Here is a 22,939-nt window from a genome sequence, read left to right on the forward strand (position 1 = left end):
GGGTGGACGAGGCAGAAGTGAGAATGCCGGAATAAGTAGCGCGAGGCAGGTGGGAAGCCTGCCCGTCGGAAGCCCAAGGTTTTCTGGGGAAGGCGAATCCGCCCAGAGTTAGCCGGGGCCTAAGGCGAGGCCGAAAGGCGTAGCTGATGGGTATCAGGTTGATATTCCTGAGCCACCTGCCGGAGGTTAACCTACGGGGCGGGACGCAGGAGGAGCAGGCAACCGGGGCGTTGGTTGACCCCGGCCAAGCGGCGAGCGGGGGTGTGTAGGCAAATCCGCACGCCCATACAACCGTGAGCCGTGATGGGGAGCCGAATTTATAGTAGGCGAAGTGCCGCGCTTCACACTGCCAAGAAAAGCGTCGCGTAGGCGAAGGCAGGTGCCCGTACTGGAAACCGACACAGGTGGGCGAGGAGAGAATCCACAGACGGACGGGTGAAGCACCGCTAAGGAACTCGGCAAACTGACCCCGTAACTTCGGGAGAAGGGGTGCCCTGGGTGAAGAGCTCAGGGTCGCAGGGAATAGGCCCAAGCGACTGTTTATCAAAAACACAGGTCTCTGCGAAGCCGAAAGGCGAGGTATAGGGGCTGACGCCTGCCCGGTGCTGGAAGGTTAAGGGGAGGGGTGGAAAGCTCCGAACCGAAGCCCCAGTGAACGGCGGCCGTAACTATAACGGTCCTAAGGTAGCGAAATTCCTTGTCGGGTAAGTTCCGACCCGCACGAATGGCGTAACGACTTGGGCGCTGTCTTGGCGGTGTGCCCGGCGAAATTGTGGTACCAGTGAAGACGCTGGTTACCCGCGGTTGGACAGAAAGACCCCGTGGAGCTTTACTGCAGCCTGGCACTGTGTTTTGGTGTGCCCTGTACAGGATAGGTGGGAGGCAGAGAAGTGGGGGCGCCAGCTTCCATGGAGCCGTCGGTGGGATACCACTCTGGGTGCACTGGGGCACTAACCAGACACTCTGAACCGAGTGATGGGACACTGTCAGGTGGGCAGTTTGACTGGGGCGGTCGCCTCCTAAAAGGTAACGGAGGCGCCCAAAGGTCACCTCAGCACGGATGGAAATCGTGCGGTAGGAGTGCAAAGGCGGTAAGGTGGCTTGACTGTGAGACCGACAGGTCGAGCAGGGACGAAAGTCGGGCTTAGTGATCCGGCGGTTTTCGAGTGGGAGAGCCGTCGCTCAACGGATAAAAGTTACCCCGGGGATAACAGGCTGATCTCCCCCGAGAGTCCACATCGACGGGGAGGTTTGGCACCTCGATGTCGGCTCATCGCATCCTGGGGCTGAAGTAGGTCCCAAGGGTTGGGCTGTTCGCCCATTAAAGCGGTACGTGAGCTGGGTTCAGAACGTCGTGAGACAGTTCGGTCCTTATCCGCCGCGGGCGCAGGGTATTTGAGGGGAGCTGACCCTAGTACGAGAGGACCGGGTTGGACGGACCGCTGGTTTACCAGTTGTTCCGCCAGGGGCACGGCTGGGAAGCCAAGTCCGGATGGGATAAACGCTGAAAGCATCTAAGCGTGAAGCCCACCCCAAGATGAGATACCCCACACCCAAAGAGGGTGGTAAGGGTCCTGGGAGACTACCAGGTAGATAGGCCGCATGTGTAAGCGCTGTGAGGCGTTGAGCAAGGCGGTACTAATGACCCGAGGAGCTTGACCGAAAAAAACCAGTCTTACCCTATTCACTTGCGAGGCTGCTGAAAAAATGAATAGAGTAAACAAATCCGGTGGCGAAAGAGCGAGGGAAACACCCGTTCCCATTCCGAACACGGAAGTTAAGCCTCGCAACGCCGATGATACTGTGCTGGAGACGGCACGGGAAAGTAGGTGGCTGCCGGATTTTTTGTTTTTTAATTATAATTGTTAATAATTTAACAGTTCGCTTAAATGTCAAAAAGCAAATGCTCAATTTCTAAACCTTAGTGTCCTTTTTCAACTCCTTTTAGATCTGCTTTGTCTTTTGTTAGGCAACTTTTATCAAAAACGTTTTTTTATCCTTTCTCAGTTAGTATAAATAATTACATAGCATTGCTATATCAAGAAAATATGCAAATCATTTACCTAATAAACGAGGTTTCATTTCTGTTCTATAATTAGCAATCCCCACGTTAGAATAAAAAAATTATTTAACATAATAATTACGAAATTGCCATTTCAGAATTTAAAGTAGTTCTTCTGTTTTTTTATTTTGCAGTTAAATAGCCAAGAAAGATTACTGCCTGAGACAATATGAACTAAAATGTCTAATTATGTAGAAATGTGTCGAAACATTGTTGTTGAAAAAAATGAATATGATTTTATAAAATAGTAACATATTCTGAAGAAGACAATAACATAATTGAATTCAATTTACATTTTAGAAAAAACAAATTATATTTAGAAAGGAGCTATGATAGGAATGAGCTTGAGAAACATATATGCAAATCGAATTTTATCAATATTACTGTTTTTATCATTTTTCTTTTTACTGCTGTCAAATCCATTGTTACCTTTGGCAGCAGAATCAACACAGGTTGACATGAACGAAAGCATAAACAAAGCAGTTCGATGGTTAGCACAAGGCATGAACTGGGGAGATGATTATATTCAGCAGATAATAACAGCTTCAAACATTGTGAAAACTCTAAAAAAATACAAGGGAACTGAGGAAATTATAGCTAAAGCATCAGAATGGTTAAATTTACAAGAGACAGATAATGTAGACTTAATAGCAAGGGTGTTACCTTGCATATCAGAAGAAAAAAGAAAACAATTAATTTCAAAAATAGTGGAACTCCAAAATTCTGATGGTGGCTGGGGAATAACCAATGAATACGAAAGTGACATTTTAGATACATGCTTAGTGCTTGACAGTTTAATTGAAATTGAAGGACACGACCACGAAATTCAACGTGGAGTCAGTTATTTGATTTCAGCGCAGAATGCAGATGGAAGCTGGGGGTTTATAGAAAATACAGAAGGTCGTATTTATGCAACAGCATTAGCAAGGATGGTATTAGTGAAGTACAAAGAAATATATCATGTTGATATTGCTGACGTATTGGATAAATCTGCTCAATGGTTGTTAACTCAAAAGAACGAAAACGGCTTGTGGGGTGATCCAGATACTACAGTATATCTATCTACTTTTGTATACAAAGCATTATATAAGGATAGATGGGAAGAAGTTAAGAACATTCCTGAAAAGATAGCTTTGCTTCAACAGCCCAATGGAAGTTGGGAGAATGATGCGTATATAACAACAATTGCGTTAGATGTTTTGCAAAGTTATATTGACGAACAAAAAGTAGAATTAAGAGATGTAAAAATTCTAGTTAATGGGAGAGAAACTAAACAAGTAAAAGCAAAAGAGTTTGTAGAAGTGCTTCCGATTTACCAGGGGAAGGATATTGAAGTTGAGGTGGCAATAATTAATCCGGAACATGAGAAGATATTTATTCCAAAAGATAGCTTGGGAAGGTATTTTTGGTTTTCAGATGTAAATGAAGAAGGTATCTATAGTGCAGAAGTTGTGTTAAAAAATAAAAATGGTGAAGTTATTGCATCATTAGTGAAAAATTTCAATGTTGAGCCTTTTATAAAAATTAAAAGCGCATTTATAGAAGTAATACCTGGAGTTGCAAGGTTGTATAGCAGAATAACACCAAAATTGCGTATCAATTTAGATGCAGATGTTAACATAAAAGATGAAATTACAGTTAGAGCAAATGTTTACGACTATAACCATAACATTATTTTTAATAAAGAGATGATGTCGAGATTACAAAATGGTTTAAATCAAATTGAAATAGGTGCTTTTGAACCAAATACAAAGAATGAAGGAGAATATAACATTACAGTCACTCTGTATTACAAAGAAAAAGAAATTATAAAGAGATATTACAAATTTAAAGTATTAAAGCAGCTTAGTTCCGTTTTCACATCAGATGAGGATTTTGATAGAGGTATTATGAGAGGAGTCAATCATGAAGAAGTTCATGATCAGCTCCAGCTTAATAAATCTGCTGAAGTATTTCCATATATTTGGATTGCTAATGCGGGTGAGGGAACTTTATCCAAAATTGATACAAGGACAGGGCAAGAAATAGCAAGATATAGAACAGGTCCAGATAGTTCTACAAGTCCATCAAGAACAGCAATTGATAAAGAAGGAAACTGTTGGGTAGCAAACAGAGGTAATGGAACGGTTGTAAAGATAGCTTTATCGGGTGGAATTGATAAAAATAAAAATGGAAAAATAGATACGTCATATGATGTAAACAATAATGGTAGGATTGACTCAAATGAAATTTTGCCATGGGGAGAAGATGAAGCGGTTTTGGCAGTTGTTCAAGTTGGTAGTTCAAATAGTATACCAAGAGCTGTTGCAATAGACAAAGAAGACAGAGTGTGGGTTGGATTATATAATGAGCGGAAATTTGTTGTGTTAAATTCGGACGGAACAAAAACAGGAATTGAAATAAATGTTCCATATGGACCTTATGGTGCGACAATCGATTCTAATGGTATTTTATGGGCAGCTACACTAGGTTCTGCAATTATGAAAATTGATACTAATAACAATACCTATGTGAAGAGTTATTCTGTTGGTGGAACAACTTACGGAATTGTAGTAGATAAGAAAGGGATTGTATGGTCACCTTCATTTACTTCTTCAGGGGGAATTATAAGATTTGATCCAGTTACCGAGCAGTATTCGATCCATTATGGAGATGGTTCATATGGAAGAGGAGTGGCAGTTGATAATGAGGGTAATATTTGGGCAGCATATTCTGGTAATCATGTATTAAACAAATTTTCACCGGATGGGAAATTCTTGATGTCTGTAAAACTTTACCCCAACGGACAAGGCCCTATTGGTGTTGGAGTAGACGGAGAGGGATATGTATGGGCAGTTAATTATTCGACAAGTAACGCAGCAAAGATTAAAACCGATGGAACAATCGTTGGTTTTTACCCTGTTGGTGCTAGTCCATATACGTATAGTGATATGACAGGCTTTCATCTTAAAAATATTACTGCACATGAGGGGACATGGACAGTGATTCATGATGAAGGAGAGGAAAATTGTAGATGGAAGAGTATCAGTTGGCATGAGAAAAAGCCTGCAGGAACAGATATTACTGTAAGTGCGAAAGCTGCTAATACTTTAGAAGAGTTAGAATCCAAACCTTACATCCAGGTTCAAAATAATGTCGAAATTAAAGACTTAATTGGCAGGTTTGTTCAAGTAGAAGTAAAATTAAAAACTTCTAATTTAGAAACACCGATATTAGAAGATATATCAATTAACAGTTATAATAGAGCACCAATAGCAGATGCAGGTGATGATATAACAGTTCAAGCAGGGCCAGATGGAAAAGCCAAAGTGCTGTTAGATGGGACAGGTTCATACGATCCAGATGGCGACAATTTAACATACAAATGGATATGGGACGGAGGCCAGGCAGAGGGGAACCAGCCAGAGATTATTCTACCTGAGGGAACTACTAAAATAATGCTTGTAGTAAATGATGGGAAAGTTGAATCAGAACCGGATTTTGTTAATGTAACTGTTGTTGGTACAAACAGTTTGAAAACTGACCTATTTACTGACAAATATGAATATGAAAGAGGAGAAACTGTAAATATAAGTATATATGGTGAAAATAGCAGCAATTTAAAGACACAGTGGAAATTGAGAGTAGATATTTTAGATAGGAATAAAAATTTGGTTGCAAATGTTGTTAATGACATACCAGTTGAGCTGTATGAGGGTGAGAAGAAAAACATATTATGCAAATGGGAAACAGGAACAACATTAGCTGGTTATTATATTGTAAGAGCTACTTGGAAAAAAGAAAATGTTATAGCTGCTGTCAATGAATGCAATTTTGTTATCAAACCTGATGGGGAAATTTATAACAGAGTGGTTACTGATAAAGTGGAATATTGTGCTGATGAAGATGTGAACATAACTGAAACAATCAAAAATGGCAGTACAAACAGTATTGAAAAGGGGCTTACTGTAAAGACAAAAATTATTAATTTAAATGGTGAAGAAGTATGGAGTAAAGTTACTAATATTGAGGAAATACTTCAGGGTGAGACAAAAACTATAAAAAGTTCGTGGAATACTTCAAAGAGTAGTTTAGGAGATTACACGGTTGTTTCAGAGGTATACAAAGGCAATGAAGTAATCGCAAAAACTACCACAATGTTCAGAATTATCGGAAGTACTTATAAAGGGCTAAGAGGAGAGCTTGAAGTCAAACCAAGAGTTATACGCTCAACAGATGATGTTATATTCGACTATGTTCTTACAAATACAGGGAATACAGAAATTGGTGCTATTACTTCGCAAGTAAAAATTATTAATCCTGTAAGTATGGAGATGGTTGATACATTAACAGAAAACAATATAAATATAGGAGTTGGTCAAAGTGTATATATTAGTAATACATGGAAACATGCTCCATTAAAAAGAGGAACATATTTAGTAATTCTTGATGTTGTTTATGATACAGAAAAAGTAACATTAGACAGTGATTATATACTTGTAAAAGGTTCAGAGAAATTATCAAGTCCAGCATTTGGTTATACCTTATTTTCGTCGAGCAGTGTAAATCCATTGGAGATTTATGTTTATGAAGGCTGTGTAAATGGAGATGTTCATAGCAATAGCAATATTCAATCTGCTGGGACAACGTTGAATATAAACGGCACCTGTTCAAGTGTTGGTGTAATAAACACATGGTTCCAGACAACAAACATATGTAATGTGCTAAGTAATGCTCCTGATGTAGATATACCTAACGTAGTAGAAGAAATTAGAAGTAAAGCTCAACAAAGTGCAACCACCGTAAATGAGATGAGGATTATTGATTATGGAAATGGAATCAATATACCAGGAAACGTCATAAGTGAAAGTTGTATTGAAGTGAATGGGAATGATCTTACAATTGGCGGTTATTTGATATCTAAGAACAATATTTCATTTAATTTAAGAAGTGTAAAAAGCAGCTGTGAGAATGGAATTGTTATTTGTTCAGAAAATGGGGATATAAACATACATGCTTCAGAAGTAGAATTAAAAGGAATTATATATGCTCCTAATGGGACGGTATATATAAATGTGAATAAATTCAAATTAACAGGAAGAATTTATGCCAAGAGTATTAAAATAACATGCTCGCATTTTGAAGCAACACCAACAGCACGTGATATTGAGATGCTAGAACCTTGAGTGAGGTCTGGGATATATCTGCTTTTAGCGAACTAAAATCAAAGAAAAATAAAGATGTGTAGGGAGGATGGTTTTGGAATGGTGCGCAGTAAATTATCAAGACTGATTGCTATTGTATTATTAGTTGCATTTATATTTAACTTTATACTTCCAACTCAACAGTTTGCTTTAGCAAAACAGGCAAAACAAGTTGAGAGTACTTTTAAAACAACGACGTTTGAGAGAAAATATGAAATTCCAAAAACCAGAACAAAACTTGGCTGTTTCACAGATGAAATATATAAACTGTATGAGAAGCTCAAAGCAGACATTGAAGCCAATGACATAGATAAAGTGAAATCTGATATAAAAAACATAAAAAAGGTTTTAAAAGAGATTAGAAAATCTATTGTTACAGAACTTGACAAAAACGGTAAAATACTTGACAAGTTAAATGCAACTAAAGCCAAGCAAAGACATAATCGGTTTAAATCTGAATTGGAAAAGAAATTGAACAATTTTGAAGTCTTATTTGATAAGCTTGATGAACTTTTGAACCGCGTAAAAGAATACAAAGGTAAGGACATGGAACTTCTAAGGAACAAACTTCAGGAGATAGAGAATATATTAAATCCTGAACAGCCCCAGCAACCATTGGGTACACTTCCTCATAACAATGCTAGCTTAACTCCACCTAAACCAGCAATTGGTAATGAAGCCGCAGCATCTGGGTATAGTGTTGCACAACAGGAGTCTTTGGCAAATGTGTTGCCAAAGACTCCTGTTGATGCGGATTTGGCTGAGACTGCTGAGACAAAATTTACACAGGAAATCAAAAATTTAGCTGATTCACTCAAAACACCAGTGAGAATGTATGAATTTGTAAAAAACAACATAGATTTTGAGCCTTACTATGGTTCGAGAAAAGGTGCAACTGGCACGTTAAACCAGTTAGCCGGCAATGACTATGACCAAGCGTCGCTCTTAATAGCAATGTTAAGATACAAGGGCATTCCTTCACGATATGTTAAAGGTATTGTTGAAGTGCCTGTGGAGAAGGTAAAAAATTGGACAGGTGCTCAAACTGCCGAAGCAGCTGTAAAAGTGCTTGGCTCTCTTGGTATACCTACCGAATCTGTTGTGTCTGGTGGTGCAATTGTTGCTGTTCGATTTGAGCATGTTTGGGTAGAAGCATATGTACCCTATGATTACTATCGCGGCGCAGGGGCTATGAAAGGTCAAAAAGTGTGGGTTCCTCTAGATCCAAGTTTCAAACAATATAGTGTAGAATCGGGTTTGGATATTAAAGCAGTCACCAAAGTCACAGATGAGCAAATTATGGATGCATTTAAAGTTAGTGGTGAAAGAGATGGCGAGACCATCACGAAAATAGATATCGAAAAGATGAGCAGCTTCATGGATGAGATTAAAGGGAAGCTGCAAGCCTACATTGAGGGGAATAATCTTAGTAATGTTGATACTAACAAATTGATAGGTGGCAAGAAAATAAAGCCTGAAAAGCTGGGGATGCTTCCTATTACATTGCCATTCAAGATAGTTACAGTACTTGCAAAAACAAATACGATACCTGATGCAAGTAGTGAGAAAATAGGATTTTCAATCAGGGGAAATGAACCGTTCAACTTGAATTTTTCAGGAACGTATGATTTTAGTATTCAGTTCAAGGCAGTTGAACTATATGGTAAAAAGATAACTCTTTCATGGATTCCAGCCACACATGAGGACGAAGAAATTATCAATCATTACGGCGGGTTATTTAAAACACCTGCTTATATGGTTCAGTTGAAACCGCAGCTGAAAATAGATGGCCGGGTTGTTGCAGAAGGTAAGGCAGCAGGATTTGGAAATAGGCAGGAATTTACAATTGAGATAGGACATGTAGGAAGAACTGTTGAGAAGATAACCAACACTGTCACTGTTGGAGGATTTTATAGCATATGTTTTGATTTTGGCAAGATTGATGTTAAAGAACTTGATGCTATCAAAGAGAGAGTGTCAGTCATAAAAGATACAGTAAATGAGGAAAGCATTTATACAGATCAGGTAATGGGAGAGATTTTAAATAGTGCAGGTAAGACATACTTTGCTCAGCTTGATGCATTTAATTCAATTATGGCAAGAGCAATGAAGGTAAGTTCTGTTCGCCAAGTTAGTGAAGCAATGACTGGCTACAGCCCAACTGTAAAGTATATATTCAATACTCCTGTTGAGGTAACAGGCGGTTCGTTTTATATTGATGTAGACCATGATGTAATGGGTGTTGTTAGTCTTGAGGGTAAAAAGCAGAGCGAACGAGGATATATGATAACATCAGGAGTAATAGCTTCTGCGCTAGAGCATGGGATACACGAACAAATATTTAAATTACCTTCAGTTTCAGCAGTAAAGATACTTACAGAAGCAAGCAATAGATGGATACCTATATATACTATAGGCAAGGATAACATTGACAGAATAAATGAACTGGATGTTTCCGAGCATGTTAAAACAGATATCACCAATGCTGTTAACAGCGGGAAGATAGTAATAATACCGCAAAAAGAGATAAGGTACTACAACTGGCAGGGAGCAGGTTATATAGTTTTAGATTCGGAAACTGGCGCAGCAGGATACATGATAAGCGGAGGGCTTGCAGGTGGTTCTGCAGCTGTTGATGTTATGGTTGCGCTGGTTAGTTTAACTACACTTGCTTGGGCTATATTTGATGTACTGCAAATATCTTGTGCTTTAATTGCTGCAACCAATCCGCTTTTAGCAATTATATTCTATTCATTGTTTGTAATCAGCACAATCAATCTCATTATGACGTTAGAAACAATAATTTTGTACTGGGAGACAAGAGATTATGAATATGCAAGCCAACTGTTTGGCGAGTTGATACTAAATATTGCTACATTTGGAGTATTTAAGGTAATTGAATATTTAGTACCGGGTATTATGACGTTATTCAAGACGGTAAAAAATCAACTGGATGAGATAGCCCAGATAGCTGAACAATTTGGAGATGAAGTTGCTGAAGTTGCAGCAAGATACGGTCCTGATGCGATTGAGGCTATAAAGAGGTATGGTCCAGATGCTGCGAGAGTGATCAACAATTATGGTGATAGTGCAGTAAAAGCTATGGCAAGAGGTATTGACCCTGCGCTTATTGAAAAAATGGACAGTTTAGCTGTTAAGGTAAATAAGCTTGAAAAATTCAAGATACTATCTCGTGAAGCAGCTCTCAAAGTTGTTGAGGCAGTGGAAACAATAAAGGACTACTTGAAAACATCTGTGGGAAGAGTTTTTGAAAAGATTAGGTCTGTGTACAGGATTGAAGATGAGTTAGATTTAACAACAGTGGATGGATGTGAATTTGGCTTATCAAGGGCAAAACTGAAGAAGAAATTAATAGAAGAGGGAATGAGTGAGGATTCGGCTGAAGAATCACTAAAATTTTTAGAAGAAGGTTGCTTTACCGGGGACACAATTGTTATTACAAAAGAGGGTAAAAAGAGGATAGATGAGATAAAGATAGGTGATTTTGTTTTTGCGAAGGATGTCAATACAGGTAAGACAGCTTATAAGAAAGTTAAACAGATTTATGTCAAGAGTGCGGAAGAAATTGTTCATATCAAAGTTGGAGATGATGAAGTAAAAACTACGAAATCGCACTTATTCTTTACAGATTCGGGCTGGTGGGAAGCAGCTGAGGATATAAAAAGTGGTGACAAAATAGTAACACAAGATGGTATAATGAAAGTAGTATATGAAGTAGAAGTTGAGAAGTTAAGCGCACCTGTAAAAATTTATAATCTCAACATAGAAGATTATCATACTTACTTTGTTGGAAGCTCTGGATTGCTTGTGCATAATGACTGCACACCTGAGGAGACTAAACTTTGGGGAAAATGGCCAGATGTAGCCGAAAAATTTAAGATAATTGAAAAAGAAGGTTTTGGTAAACTTGACGAAGGCAGAAAATCTTTTACCCAGGAATTAGATAATGTTCTTATAGGAAATTCACTTTCGAAAGAAGAGTTTTTAGAGTACATTAAGAGATTTGTTCATGACGAAAAAGAACAAAAACTTCCATCTGAAGTAAGGAAAATATTGCTTAAAATTAGAAGCTCAATACCAAAACCAGATGAGGATACAGTATTAATAAGAGTTCTAAGCCCTGATGAGGAGATGTTAAATAAATATTATATAAATGCGGAAAATCCATCTGTAAGTGGATTTATAGCGTGTGCAGCTGACCTTGAAGACACTAAGACTTGTGAGGAACTTGTAGCACGACTAAGGTTAGATTACAAAGGTTCACCATTTCCGGATCATAATAAGCTATCTGATATTAAATATAATGAAATATCATGCTATATTGTGGTATTTAAAACGAAGGACGTAGACAAGATAAAAATTCCAGTTAGCAAAAATATGTTTGAAGACATTTCGGATGAAGAGCTTGCTAATTTGGGTATTCGTAAAGAACATTTTATTTTATTTGAGGAGGATGAAGAGTTAGCGGAAAGGTATCTTTCCAAACCATTCACAGGGACTGGATTTACAGCAACAGGTGCTGGATACAGTGAGCATATAAGCAATGATGTAATGAATCAAATGAAAGACAAGGCAATACCGGAGTATTTTGTTCACTTTGAAAATCCCCTAAGTTTAAAAGATGGTGCATTTTTGATAGAAATGAGAGGAAATAAGAATATGAAAGTGATAGCAAGATATTCTGAAGTAGAAAAAAGATTTATACGTTTTGAGGAGTAAGGAGGCGATACTGATGCTATTTAGGATGTTGTATGGATGTGAGAAAGTCTGTGTTTACAGAGGCAAAGAATATTGTTATGAAAATTGCTATATCCCGGGGACTTACATTTTGAAAGGATACAGATTAATATCGACAGACGAAGAAGACGTTAAGTTGAGAGGATTTAGACCGGTGGAAGGGGAGAGAGGGATTTATGAGAAGGTAGTGTTAGTGGATGATGTGACAGCTGTGTATGAAAGGAAGTGGCAAATAAGATACAAGGGATACTGGGTTCAAAAATACTATGGGTGGTTTGTTACATCTTCTGTAAATGAGATACAAATAATAAAATCTGCGAAAGAAAATGAGGGATATGGATTTTTAGACATAAGTGAGAATGCAGGACCAGATAACAGGGATTTTGTAAAGACGATAGATGTGCTTGATTTGGATGAGGTAATAGAGGTTTGGGAAGTTAAGGACGGCTACAGCAGATATTTGGACAGGATGGGAGAGGATGAAGAGAAGAAAGGGGGTGAAGAGGCAGAAGCGGAGAAGGAGAGGGATGGAGTTGAGAGGGGGTATTATGCAGATGGCAGATTGAAGTATGAGATATATTACAGCAAGGGCAAAGAGCACAGGGGGGATGGACCTGCGTATGTGAAATATTACGACAATGGGAAGAAGGAGATAGAGATATATTATCGAGGAGGGAAGGTTCACAGGGAAGACGGACCTGCGTATATAAGATATTCATACAGAGGGGAAGTTGTTGCGAAGGTGTATTATGTTGATGGGAAGGTTCACAGGGAAGGAGGGCCAGCGAAGATTGAGTATTACGAGAGTGGGAAAGTTAAGGAGGAGTGCTATTACAGGGAAGGTAAGCTTCACAGGGAAGATGGACCTGCGAGAGTAGTGTATTACGAGGATGGAGCGAAGAAGATAGAGGAGTATTACATTGAAGGCAAGCATCACAGGGAAGGAGGACCTGGGTATATATGTTATTTCAGAGATGGTAGGATAAGAGGAGAGACGTATTTTAAAGAAGGCAGGAGGCACAGGGAAGGAGGACCAGCGAATGTGTGGTATTATGACAATGGAGTGAAGGAATTTGAGGAGTATTTCAAGGGGGGTAAACTGCACAGAGAAGATGGGCCTGCGGCAGTGTGGTGGTACAAACACGGTCAGGAAAAGGCAGTGGAATATTGCATTGAAGGTAAGTGGCGTAGGGGAGAAGAGCCCTGCATGGTGTGGTATTATGAAGATGGCAGGGTAAAAGAAACATTTTATAGATTGCCACCTTTGAGTGAAGAAGAAAGGGAAAAGTACAAATATAAGTTTTATACAGCAAGATATTACGAAAATGGAAATCCAATGTGGATTGAATGGGGGGGAAGAGAAGGGAGTTCATACTACAATGAAGATGGTTCTGAGCATAAATTGGTTTACTGAGCGTTAGCAGGAATAATAAAAGAAGATGAGGCAGATAAAAACACAGGATTAAATAGGAAGGTGATTGTGGGGATGAGGAAGGCAGTGCAGGTTTCATGTGGAGATAATTATACGCTTGCGGTATTAAGTGATGGTAGTGTATGGGCATGGGGTTCGAACTGGAATGGGGAGTTAGGGATAGGTGAGAAGGGTGGCATTTTTGCCACTCCTGTGCGAGTAAAAGGATTAGAGGATATAGTGATGGTGTCAGCGGGGAAAGACCATAATCTTGCGCTGAGGAGAGACGGGACAGTATGGGCTTGGGGCAGGAATGAAGGCGGGCAGCTTGGAGATGGGACGAGGGAGAGCAAGTTAGTTCCTGTGCAAGTAAAAGGCTTGAAAGATGTAGTGATGGTAGCTGCGGCGGAGGGGCATTCTTTGGCATTGAAAAGAGATGGGACAATTTGGGTTTGGGGGTTTAATAGTGATGGAGTATTGGGTTTAAACGAGATAGTAACCCATTGTGAGGTTCCGCTGAAGGTAGAGGGTTTGGGTGAGATAGTATCGATAGCGACGAACAGATATTTAGTTTTTGCATTGAGGAAGGACGGCAGGATAGTAGCATGGGGGAAAAGATGGCACAAACATCTATGTGGTGATATAGATTTATGGGACAAAAGAAAGTTTATTATAATAGATAAGTTAGAAGACATAGTGGCGATAGCATTGGGTGAGAATCATGCGGTGGCGTTGAGGCAAGATGGCAGAGTGTTGACATGGGGAGTTTTTGAGTATGATTTGTGGAGAGAGAATGAACGTATTTTCCCTGTGCTTATTGAGAGAGAGTTATTGGAAGATGTGAGGATGATAGCGGCTGGGTATAAGCATGCGCTGGTGGTGAAAGGAGATGGCAGTGTGTGGGCATGGGGTATGAACAGGAGAGGACAGCTTGGAGATGGGACTGTAGTGAGCAAGGTTTTTCCTGTTAGAGTGGGGGGGATAGAAGGAGTTGTATCGATATCAGGAGGAGGCTGGCACACAGTAGCAGTTAAGGAAGATGGGAGTATCTGGGGCTGGGGATTTAACTATTTTGGGCAGGTAGGCAGCAGGGATGGTGTTGTGAGGGAAGAGAATTATGTAATAACAACTCCTATTGAGGTTTTTGATAAGTCTTTCTTTTGTTGATAATGCGAAATAGCTACAGTTTTGCAGGTTTGTGTTGGTAAAAGAGAGTTGAGCAAAATTGGGTTTATATTTTTTTGCAGTATAATATTTTTAAAAAAGTTGCTGAAAGAAATAATACCGAAAAAGAAATATTAGAGAGAGGGTGATTGGAAGTGTCGCAGATAGAATGGAAAGAACAGTATACTTTAGGTGATGAAGGTTTCGACGAGGATATCAAAAAAATTGTTGAGAGAATGAATAAAATTTTACATGCCTATGAACAGCCTGAAAGTCAAAAAGATGTTTTAGAAGAGCTACGCTTTTTGGGGAATAATTTAGCTATTAGTTTTTCACGTCAAGAATATCGCATGAAGAAGTATTTGTATCCGCCCTATTTTTCACACAAGAGAGAACACGACAGCTTTCTTGAAAAATATAAAAAGTATCGAGAGGAAGCAGGAAAGGAAGGAGAGTTAGTAGCTGCTGTTATGAAGATAAGAGGGATTATTGAAGAGTGGTTAGAGAACCATGTAATTGTAGAGGATAAGAAACTAGTAGCTTTTTTAAAAAAGAAGGAGCAGGGGATGTAGACAAAAGGTTCAAGAACCTGCAAAAGCTATCTGCCACAATGGTAGACAGCTTTTTGTTTATAAGATATCAGGCTTTTTCTGTAAAGGTCAATATCAAAGTGTTTTTTTCCAAGGTCAGTTGAAAGCAGTATCTTAATCATTTGAAATCATATTTGATTTGAGTATTACCTACGCATATTTATTAAATCTAAAAACATGCAGAAGCAAGCAATAGATGGATACCTATATATACTATAGGCAAGGATAACATTGACAGAATAAATGAACTGGATGTTTCCGAGCATGTTAAAACAGATATCACCAATGCTGTTAACAGCGGGAAGATAGTAATAATACCGCAAAAAGAGATAAGGTACTACAACTGGCAGGGAGCAGGTTATATAGTTTTAGATTCGGAAACTGGCGCAGCAGGATACATGATAAGCGGAGGGCTTGCAGGTGGTTCTGCAGCTGTTGATGTTATGGTTGCGCTGGTTAGTTTAACTACACTTGCTTGGGCTATATTTGATGTACTGCAAATATCTTGTGCTTTAATTGCTGCAACCAATCCGCTTTTAGCAATTATATTCTATTCATTGTTTGTAATCAGCACAATCAATCTCATTATGACGTTAGAAACAATAATTTTGTACTGGGAGACAAGAGATTATGAATATGCAAGCCAACTGTTTGGCGAGTTGATACTAAATATTGCTACATTTGGAGTATTTAAGGTAATTGAATATTTAGTACCGGGTATTATGACGTTATTCAAGACGGTAAAAAATCAACTGGATGAGATAGCCCAGATAGCTGAACAATTTGGAGATGAAGTTGCTGAAGTTGCAGCAAGATACGGTCCTGATGCGATTGAGGCTATAAAGAGGTATGGTCCAGATGCTGCGAGAGTGATCAACAATTATGGTGATAGTGCAGTAAAAGCTATGGCAAGAGGTATTGACCCTGCGCTTATTGAAAAAATGGACAGTTTAGCTGTTAAGGTAAATAAGCTTGAAAAATTCAAGATACTATCTCGTGAAGCAGCTCTCAAAGTTGTTGAGGCAGTGGAAACAATAAAGGACTACTTGAAAACATCTGTGGGAAGAGTTTTTGAAAAGATTAGGTCTGTGTACAGGATTGAAGATGAGTTAGATTTAACAACAGTGGATGGATGTGAATTTGGCTTATCAAGGGCAAAACTGAAGAAGAAATTAATAGAAGAGGGAATGAGTGAGGATTCGGCTGAAGAATCACTAAAATTTTTAGAAGAAGGTTGCTTTACCGGGGACACAATTGTTATTACAAAAGAGGGTAAAAAGAGGATAGATGAGATAAAGATAGGTGATTTTGTTTTTGCGAAGGATGTCAATACAGGTAAGACAGCTTATAAGAAAGTTAAACAGATTTATGTCAAGAGTGCGGAAGAAATTGTTCATATCAAAGTTGGAGATGATGAAGTAAAAACTACGAAATCGCACTTATTCTTTACAGATTCGGGCTGGTGGGAAGCAGCTGAGGATATAAAAAGTGGTGACAAAATAGTAACACAAGATGGTATAATGAAAGTAGTATATGAAGTAGAAGTTGAGAAGTTAAGCGCACCTGTAAAAATTTATAATCTCAACATAGAAGATTATCATACTTACTTTGTTGGAAGCTCTGGATTGCTTGTGCATAATGACTGCACACCTGAGGAGACTAAACTTTGGGGAAAATGGCCAGATGTAGCCGAAAAATTTAAGATAATTGAAAAAGAAGGTTTTGGTAAACTTGACGAAGGCAGAAAATCTTTTACCCAGGAATTAGATAATGTTCTTATAGGAAATTCACTTTCGAAAGAAGAGTTTTTAGAGTACATTAAGAGATTTGTTCATGACGAAAAAGAACAAAAACTTCCATCTGAAGTAAGGAAAATATTGCTTAAAATTAGAAGCTCAATACCAAAACCAGATGAGGATACAGTATTAATAAGAGTTCTAAGCCCTGATGAGGAGATGTTAAATAAATATTATATAAATGCGGAAAATCCATCTGTAAGTGGATTTATAGCGTGTGCAGCTGACCTTGAAGACACTAAGACTTGTGAGGAACTTGTAGCACGACTAAGGTTAGATTACAAAGGTTCACCATTTCCGGATCATAATAAGCTATCTGATATTAAATATAATGAAATATCATGCTATATTGTGGTATTTAAAACGAAGGACGTAGACAAGATAAAAATTCCAGTTAGCAAAAATATGTTTGAAGACATTTCGGATGAAGAGCTTGCTAATTTGGGTATTCGTAAAGAACATTTTATTTTATTTGAGGAGGATGAAGAGTTAGCGGAAAGGTATCTTTCCAAACCATTCACAGGGACTGGATTTACAGCAACAGGTGCTGGATACAGTGAGCATATAAGCAATGATGTAATGAATCAAATGAAAGACAAGGCAATACCGGAGTATTTTGTTCACTTTGAAAATCCCCTAAGTTTAAAAGATGGTGCATTTTTGATAGAAATGAGAGGAAATAAGAATATGAAAGTGATAGCAAGATATTCTGAAGTAGAAAAAAGATTTATACGTTTTGAGGAGTAAGGAGGCGATACTGATGCTATTTAGGATGTTGTATGGATGTGAGAAAGTCTGTGTTTACAGAGGCAAAGAATATTGTTATGAAAATTGCTATATCCCGGGGACTTACATTTTGAAAGGATACAGATTAATATCGACAGACGAAGAAGACGTTAAGTTGAGAGGATTTAGACCGGTGGAAGGGGAGAGAGGGATTTATGAGAAGGTAGTGTTAGTGGATGATGTGACAGCTGTGTATGAAAGGAAGTGGCAAATAAGATACAAGGGATACTGGGTTCAAAAATACTATGGGTGGTTTGTTACATCTTCTGTAAATGAGATACAAATAATAAAATCTGCGAAAGAAAATGAGGGATATGGATTTTTAGACATAAGTGAGAATGCAGGACCAGATAACAGGGATTTTGTAAAGACGATAGATGTGCTTGATTTGGATGAGGTAATAGAGGTTTGGGAAGTTAAGGACGGCTACAGCAGATATTTGGACAGGATGGGAGAGGATGAAGAGAAGAAAGGGGGTGAAGAGGCAGAAGCGGAGAAGGAGAGGGATGGAGTTGAGAGGGGGTATTATGCAGATGGCAGATTGAAGTATGAGATATATTACAGCAAGGGCAAAGAGCACAGGGGGGATGGACCTGCGTATGTGAAATATTACGACAATGGGAAGAAGGAGATAGAGATATATTATCGAGGAGGGAAGGTTCACAGGGAAGACGGACCTGCGTATATAAGATATTCATACAGAGGGGAAGTTGTTGCGAAGGTGTATTATGTTGATGGGAAGGTTCACAGGGAAGGAGGGCCAGCGAAGATTGAGTATTACGAGAGTGGGAAAGTTAAGGAGGAGTGCTATTACAGGGAAGGTAAGCTTCACAGGGAAGATGGACCTGCGAGAGTAGTGTATTACGAGGATGGAGCGAAGAAGATAGAGGAGTATTACATTGAAGGCAAGCATCACAGGGAAGGAGGACCTGGGTATATATGTTATTTCAGAGATGGTAGGATAAGAGGAGAGACGTATTTTAAAGAAGGCAGGAGGCACAGGGAAGGAGGACCAGCGAATGTGTGGTATTATGACAATGGAGTGAAGGAATTTGAGGAGTATTTCAAGGGGGGTAAACTGCACAGAGAAGATGGGCCTGCGGCAGTGTGGTGGTACAAACACGGTCAGGAAAAGGCAGTGGAATATTGCATTGAAGGTAAGTGGCGTAGGGGAGAAGAGCCCTGCATGGTGTGGTATTATGAAGATGGCAGGGTAAAAGAAACATTTTATAGATTGCCACCTTTGAGTGAAGAAGAAAGGGAAAAGTACAAATATAAGTTTTATACAGCAAGATATTACGAAAATGGAAATCCAATGTGGATTGAATGGGGGGGAAGAGAAGGGAGTTCATACTACAATGAAGATGGTTCTGAGCATAAATTGGTTTACTGAGCGTTAGCAGGAATAATAAAAGAAGATGAGGCAGATAAAAACACAGGATTAAATAGGAAGGTGATTGTGGGGATGAGGAAGGCAGTGCAGGTTTCATGTGGAGATAATTATACGCTTGCGGTATTAAGTGATGGTAGTGTATGGGCATGGGGTTCGAACTGGAATGGGGAGTTAGGGATAGGTGAGAAGGGTGGCATTTTTGCCACTCCTGTGCGAGTAAAAGGATTAGAGGATATAGTGATGGTGTCAGCGGGGAAAGACCATAATCTTGCGCTGAGGAGAGACGGGACAGTATGGGCTTGGGGCAGGAATGAAGGCGGGCAGCTTGGAGATGGGACGAGGGAGAGCAAGTTAGTTCCTGTGCAAGTAAAAGGCTTGAAAGATGTAGTGATGGTAGCTGCGGCGGAGGGGCATTCTTTGGCATTGAAAAGAGATGGGACAATTTGGGTTTGGGGGTTTAATAGTGATGGAGTATTGGGTTTAAACGAGATAGTAACCCATTGTGAGGTTCCGCTGAAGGTAGAGGGTTTGGGTGAGATAGTATCGATAGCGACGAACAGATATTTAGTTTTTGCATTGAGGAAGGACGGCAGGATAGTAGCATGGGGGAAAAGATGGCACAAACATCTATGTGGTGATATAGATTTATGGGACAAAAGAAAGTTTATTATAATAGATAAGTTAGAAGACATAGTGGCGATAGCATTGGGTGAGAATCATGCGGTGGCGTTGAGGCAAGATGGCAGAGTGTTGACATGGGGAGTTTTTGAGTATGATTTGTGGAGAGAGAATGAACGTATTTTCCCTGTGCTTATTGAGAGAGAGTTATTGGAAGATGTGAGGATGATAGCGGCTGGGTATAAGCATGCGCTGGTGGTGAAAGGAGATGGCAGTGTGTGGGCATGGGGTATGAACAGGAGAGGACAGCTTGGAGATGGGACTGTAGTGAGCAAGGTTTTTCCTGTTAGAGTGGGGGGGATAGAAGGAGTTGTATCGATATCAGGAGGAGGCTGGCACACAGTAGCAGTTAAGGAAGATGGGAGTATCTGGGGCTGGGGATTTAACTATTTTGGGCAGGTAGGCAGCAGGGATGGTGTTGTGAGGGAAGAGAATTATGTAATAACAACTCCTATTGAGGTTTTTGATAAATCTTTCTTTGGTTGATATTATTAGCCTGAAGTGAGAAAATTTGAAGCAAGAGGCGAATAGAGTATTATTTAGCTTTTGATGTGATGTTGCAAGGATAGTATGCTTATTCATTGTGCAAATAAATATAACAACTAAATGTTTTCAAAAAGCGAAATTCTCACTTGGCACTGGTACCTTTTCAAGTATCTCGTTTATCACATCTGACGACTTTGTGTTTTTGATTATATATTGATTTTTGAGAAGAATCCTGTGGCTGAGGACAAAAGGAGCTAAGTACTTGACAAAATCAGGAAGAACAAAATCGTAGCCTCGGACAGCAGCGAGGCTTTGAGATGCACGCATAAGAGCAATGAAGCTTCTGTTGCTTGCAGGAAGCTGAACCATTTCGTGTTCTCTTGTGCTTTGACAAATTTCGTATATATAAGATAGAATATCTTCGTTTACATACACCTCTTTTATCTTTTCCTGAATCATTATTACCTCATCCTTTGCTACCACAGGTTCGATCTCATCAAGAGGATTTTTTTCTTTGAACCTTGTGAGCATCTGGATAGTCTCTTCTTTGTTTGTGTATCCTAAACTGAGCTTTATCAAAAACCTGTCAAGCTGCGCCTCAGGGAGAGGATATGTTCCCTGAATTTCAATGGGGTTTTGAGTAGCAATAACAAAAAATGGGTCTTCTAACTTATGTGTGATACCGTCAATTGTCACCTGTCTTTCTTCCATGCATTCAAGAAGACTTGACTGTGTTCTCGGAGTTGCCCTGTTTATTTCATCAGCCAGCAGTATATTTGTGAAAATTGGACCTGGTCTGAACTCAAACTCTTGTGTTTTCATGTTGAAGTAGTATATACCTGTCAGATCTGATGGCAGAAGGTCTGGCGTGAACTGAATTCTTTTGAAACTACAATTTATAGATTTTGCAAGAGCCTTTGATAGCATTGTTTTTCCTGTGCCCGGGACGTCCTCTAAAAGAACATGCCCACCGGCAAAGAGAGATGTTATTACAAGCTCAATTTGAGCTTCTTTTCCCACAATCACCTTTGATATGTTTTGGATAATCCTTCTTGCAACGTTGGCTATCTCCATTTCTCATTCCTACCCTCTTTTTAAATCTTTTTATTAAAATTTTGACCTTACTATGTTTTATTTAAACTTACATGCCCTACCTACAAGATTATTTTACCTCTTTTATGTAGTTATTTCAATGAACTGGGATCAGGTTAAACTTACAAAATATTGAGAGCTGTTTTATCGAAAATGTGCAAAAACAAAGCAGAAATTTGTATACCCATAACTTAACAAAGTGAGATACAATATTGTCATGTAAACAATTTCAAAGGAGGCATAAAAGGTGGCGAACGAGATTTTGGAAACAGATGTTGTTGTCCAGATAGGAATAATTGTTAGAGACATTGAAAAGACAGCAAAAGACTTTGCGCAGTTTTTTGGAGTTGAGGTTCCACAGATTATCGAAACTGAAGGGTACGAAAAAACACACACAGAGTATAGAGGAAAGCCTACAAATGCCAGAGCAAAACTTGCATTTTTCAGAAACTTTAAAAACATAGAGATTGAGCTGATTGAGCCAGATGAGAATCCTTCTACATGGAGAGACTTTTTGGAAACTCACGGCGAGGGTATTCACCATATAGGTGTATTTGTAAAGAACATGGATGAGAAGATTGAAAATCTTAAAAAAGAAGGAATTGAGGTTATTCAAAAAGGGGATTACACAGGTGGAAGATATGCTTACATGGAAAGTACCAATAAGCTCAAATTCATCTTAGAACTTTTGGAGAACTTTTGAAATATTTTTTTGGGGAAGTGGGGAGTAAGAATATGAAAAGAATCTTGGCTTTGGTTGGAGATTTTTACCACAGTCATGACAACCTGCTCAAAGCCTTACAGCAAGCCACAAGTACTGCTTTAGATAACTGCGAGATAATAGATGCATCTATTGAAAACTTTGAGGAGTTTCTTTCTCAAAATCCAGATGCAATTGTAATCTCTGCAGAAAACAGGATAAATCCGCAGGATGAAATTGTAAAGTGCTGGATGACAGAGCAGTTGGAAAAGAGAATAAAAGAGTATGTTGAAGGCGGTGGAAGGCTTTTTGTATGGCACTCAGGGCTTGCCTCATACCCTGAAGAAGGAGAGTTTTGCAAACTTGTGAGAGGGTATTTTAAGTTTCATCCAGAGAAGCACAAACCTGTAAGATATCACTCTTTCCAAAAAGTTGTTCTTGGCAGCAAAGGGTTTGACTTCACAATTGTGGATGAACACTATTTTGTTTTTTGCGACAAAGAAAATACTAACATCTATCTTTACTCTGAATCAGAGGATGGCGGTTCAATTGCAGGATGGTGGCACAATTTTGGCAAGGGCAAAGTGGTTGCATTAACTCCTGCTCACAGAGAAGACGGGCTTTTGGATAATAACTTCCAGGGACTTCTCAAAACAGTTTTGACCTTTCTTTTCAAGTAGGACTTTCAAAATATAAATAAGACTTTTTCAAGGGCTTGTCCGGCTACAGCTTAGGATAAACCCTTTTTAAAAAACCGTTGACAGAATATAAAAAAACAATTAATATAGAAATATAAAGTGAACGATTAAGTAACCTATTTACTAAACTTTTAAGTGAGCT

At 39.1% G+C, this 22,939-nt stretch carries 11 protein-coding genes and 2 rRNA genes (1 of these 13 cut by a window edge); 12 read left to right on the forward strand and 1 reads right to left on the reverse strand.

Annotation, left to right across the window (positions count from 1 at the left end):
- The 10 genes from ELD05_RS01420 to ELD05_RS01465 form a co-directional block, all read left to right on the forward strand.
- A 23S ribosomal RNA gene (locus ELD05_RS01420) occupies window positions 1–1,663 on the forward strand; it begins 1,298 nt to the left of the window's first position.
- 62 nt (window positions 1,664–1,725) lie between these two features.
- A 5S ribosomal RNA gene (gene rrf, locus ELD05_RS01425) occupies window positions 1,726–1,842 on the forward strand.
- 558 nt (window positions 1,843–2,400) lie between these two features.
- Window positions 2,401–7,227, forward strand: a complete 4,827-nt coding sequence (locus tag ELD05_RS01430) for a prenyltransferase/squalene oxidase repeat-containing protein (RefSeq protein ID WP_127351072.1) — start codon at window positions 2,401–2,403, stop codon at window positions 7,225–7,227.
- Between the two features lie 78 nt (window positions 7,228–7,305).
- Complete coding sequence (locus ELD05_RS01435; protein ID WP_164742558.1) at window positions 7,306–11,985, forward strand: polymorphic toxin-type HINT domain-containing protein; 4,680 nt, start codon at window positions 7,306–7,308, stop codon at window positions 11,983–11,985.
- A gap of 13 nt (window positions 11,986–11,998) precedes the next feature.
- Window positions 11,999–13,417 carry a toxin-antitoxin system YwqK family antitoxin gene (locus ELD05_RS01440; RefSeq protein ID WP_127351074.1) on the forward strand — a complete coding sequence of 473 codons (1,419 nt, stop codon included), beginning with the start codon at window positions 11,999–12,001 and terminating at the stop codon, window positions 13,415–13,417.
- A 72-nt stretch (window positions 13,418–13,489) separates the two neighbouring features.
- Window positions 13,490–14,581: an RCC1 domain-containing protein gene (locus ELD05_RS01445; RefSeq protein WP_127351075.1), complete on the forward strand. Its 1,092-nt coding sequence runs from the start codon at window positions 13,490–13,492 to the stop codon at window positions 14,579–14,581.
- 152 nt (window positions 14,582–14,733) lie between these two features.
- A complete protein-coding gene (locus ELD05_RS01450) occupies window positions 14,734–15,150 on the forward strand; it encodes a bacteriohemerythrin (RefSeq protein WP_127351076.1) in 417 nt (138 codons plus the stop codon).
- A 416-nt stretch (window positions 15,151–15,566) separates the two neighbouring features.
- Window positions 15,567–17,711 (forward strand): polymorphic toxin-type HINT domain-containing protein, encoded by a 2,145-nt coding sequence (locus tag ELD05_RS01455; protein WP_127351077.1) that lies wholly within the window; start codon window positions 15,567–15,569, stop codon window positions 17,709–17,711.
- A 13-nt stretch (window positions 17,712–17,724) separates the two neighbouring features.
- Window positions 17,725–19,143: a toxin-antitoxin system YwqK family antitoxin gene (locus ELD05_RS01460; RefSeq protein WP_127351074.1), complete on the forward strand. Its 1,419-nt coding sequence runs from the start codon at window positions 17,725–17,727 to the stop codon at window positions 19,141–19,143.
- Between the two features lie 72 nt (window positions 19,144–19,215).
- The gene (locus ELD05_RS01465) at window positions 19,216–20,307 is read left to right on the forward strand and encodes an RCC1 domain-containing protein (RefSeq protein ID WP_127351078.1); all 1,092 of its coding nucleotides are present in this window, start codon (window positions 19,216–19,218) and stop codon (window positions 20,305–20,307) included.
- A gap of 126 nt (window positions 20,308–20,433) precedes the next feature.
- Here the strand turns inward: ELD05_RS01465 and ELD05_RS01470 are convergent, their stop codons facing one another.
- Window positions 20,434–21,381, reverse strand: a complete 948-nt coding sequence (locus tag ELD05_RS01470) for an AAA family ATPase (RefSeq protein ID WP_011915901.1) — start codon at window positions 21,379–21,381, stop codon at window positions 20,434–20,436.
- Window positions 21,382–21,646: 265 nt separating this feature from the next.
- Between ELD05_RS01470 and ELD05_RS01475 the strand changes: the two genes are divergently transcribed.
- Window positions 21,647–22,102 (forward strand): VOC family protein, encoded by a 456-nt coding sequence (locus ELD05_RS01475; RefSeq protein WP_011915902.1) that lies wholly within the window; start codon window positions 21,647–21,649, stop codon window positions 22,100–22,102.
- A gap of 32 nt (window positions 22,103–22,134) precedes the next feature.
- Window positions 22,135–22,779: a ThuA domain-containing protein gene (locus ELD05_RS01480; RefSeq protein ID WP_127351079.1), complete on the forward strand. Its 645-nt coding sequence runs from the start codon at window positions 22,135–22,137 to the stop codon at window positions 22,777–22,779.
- The last annotated feature ends 160 nt before the right edge of the window (window positions 22,780–22,939 follow it).

Source organism: Caldicellulosiruptor changbaiensis (assembly GCF_003999255.1).
Taxonomy (GTDB): Bacteria; Bacillota; Thermoanaerobacteria; order Caldicellulosiruptorales; family Caldicellulosiruptoraceae; genus Caldicellulosiruptor; species Caldicellulosiruptor changbaiensis.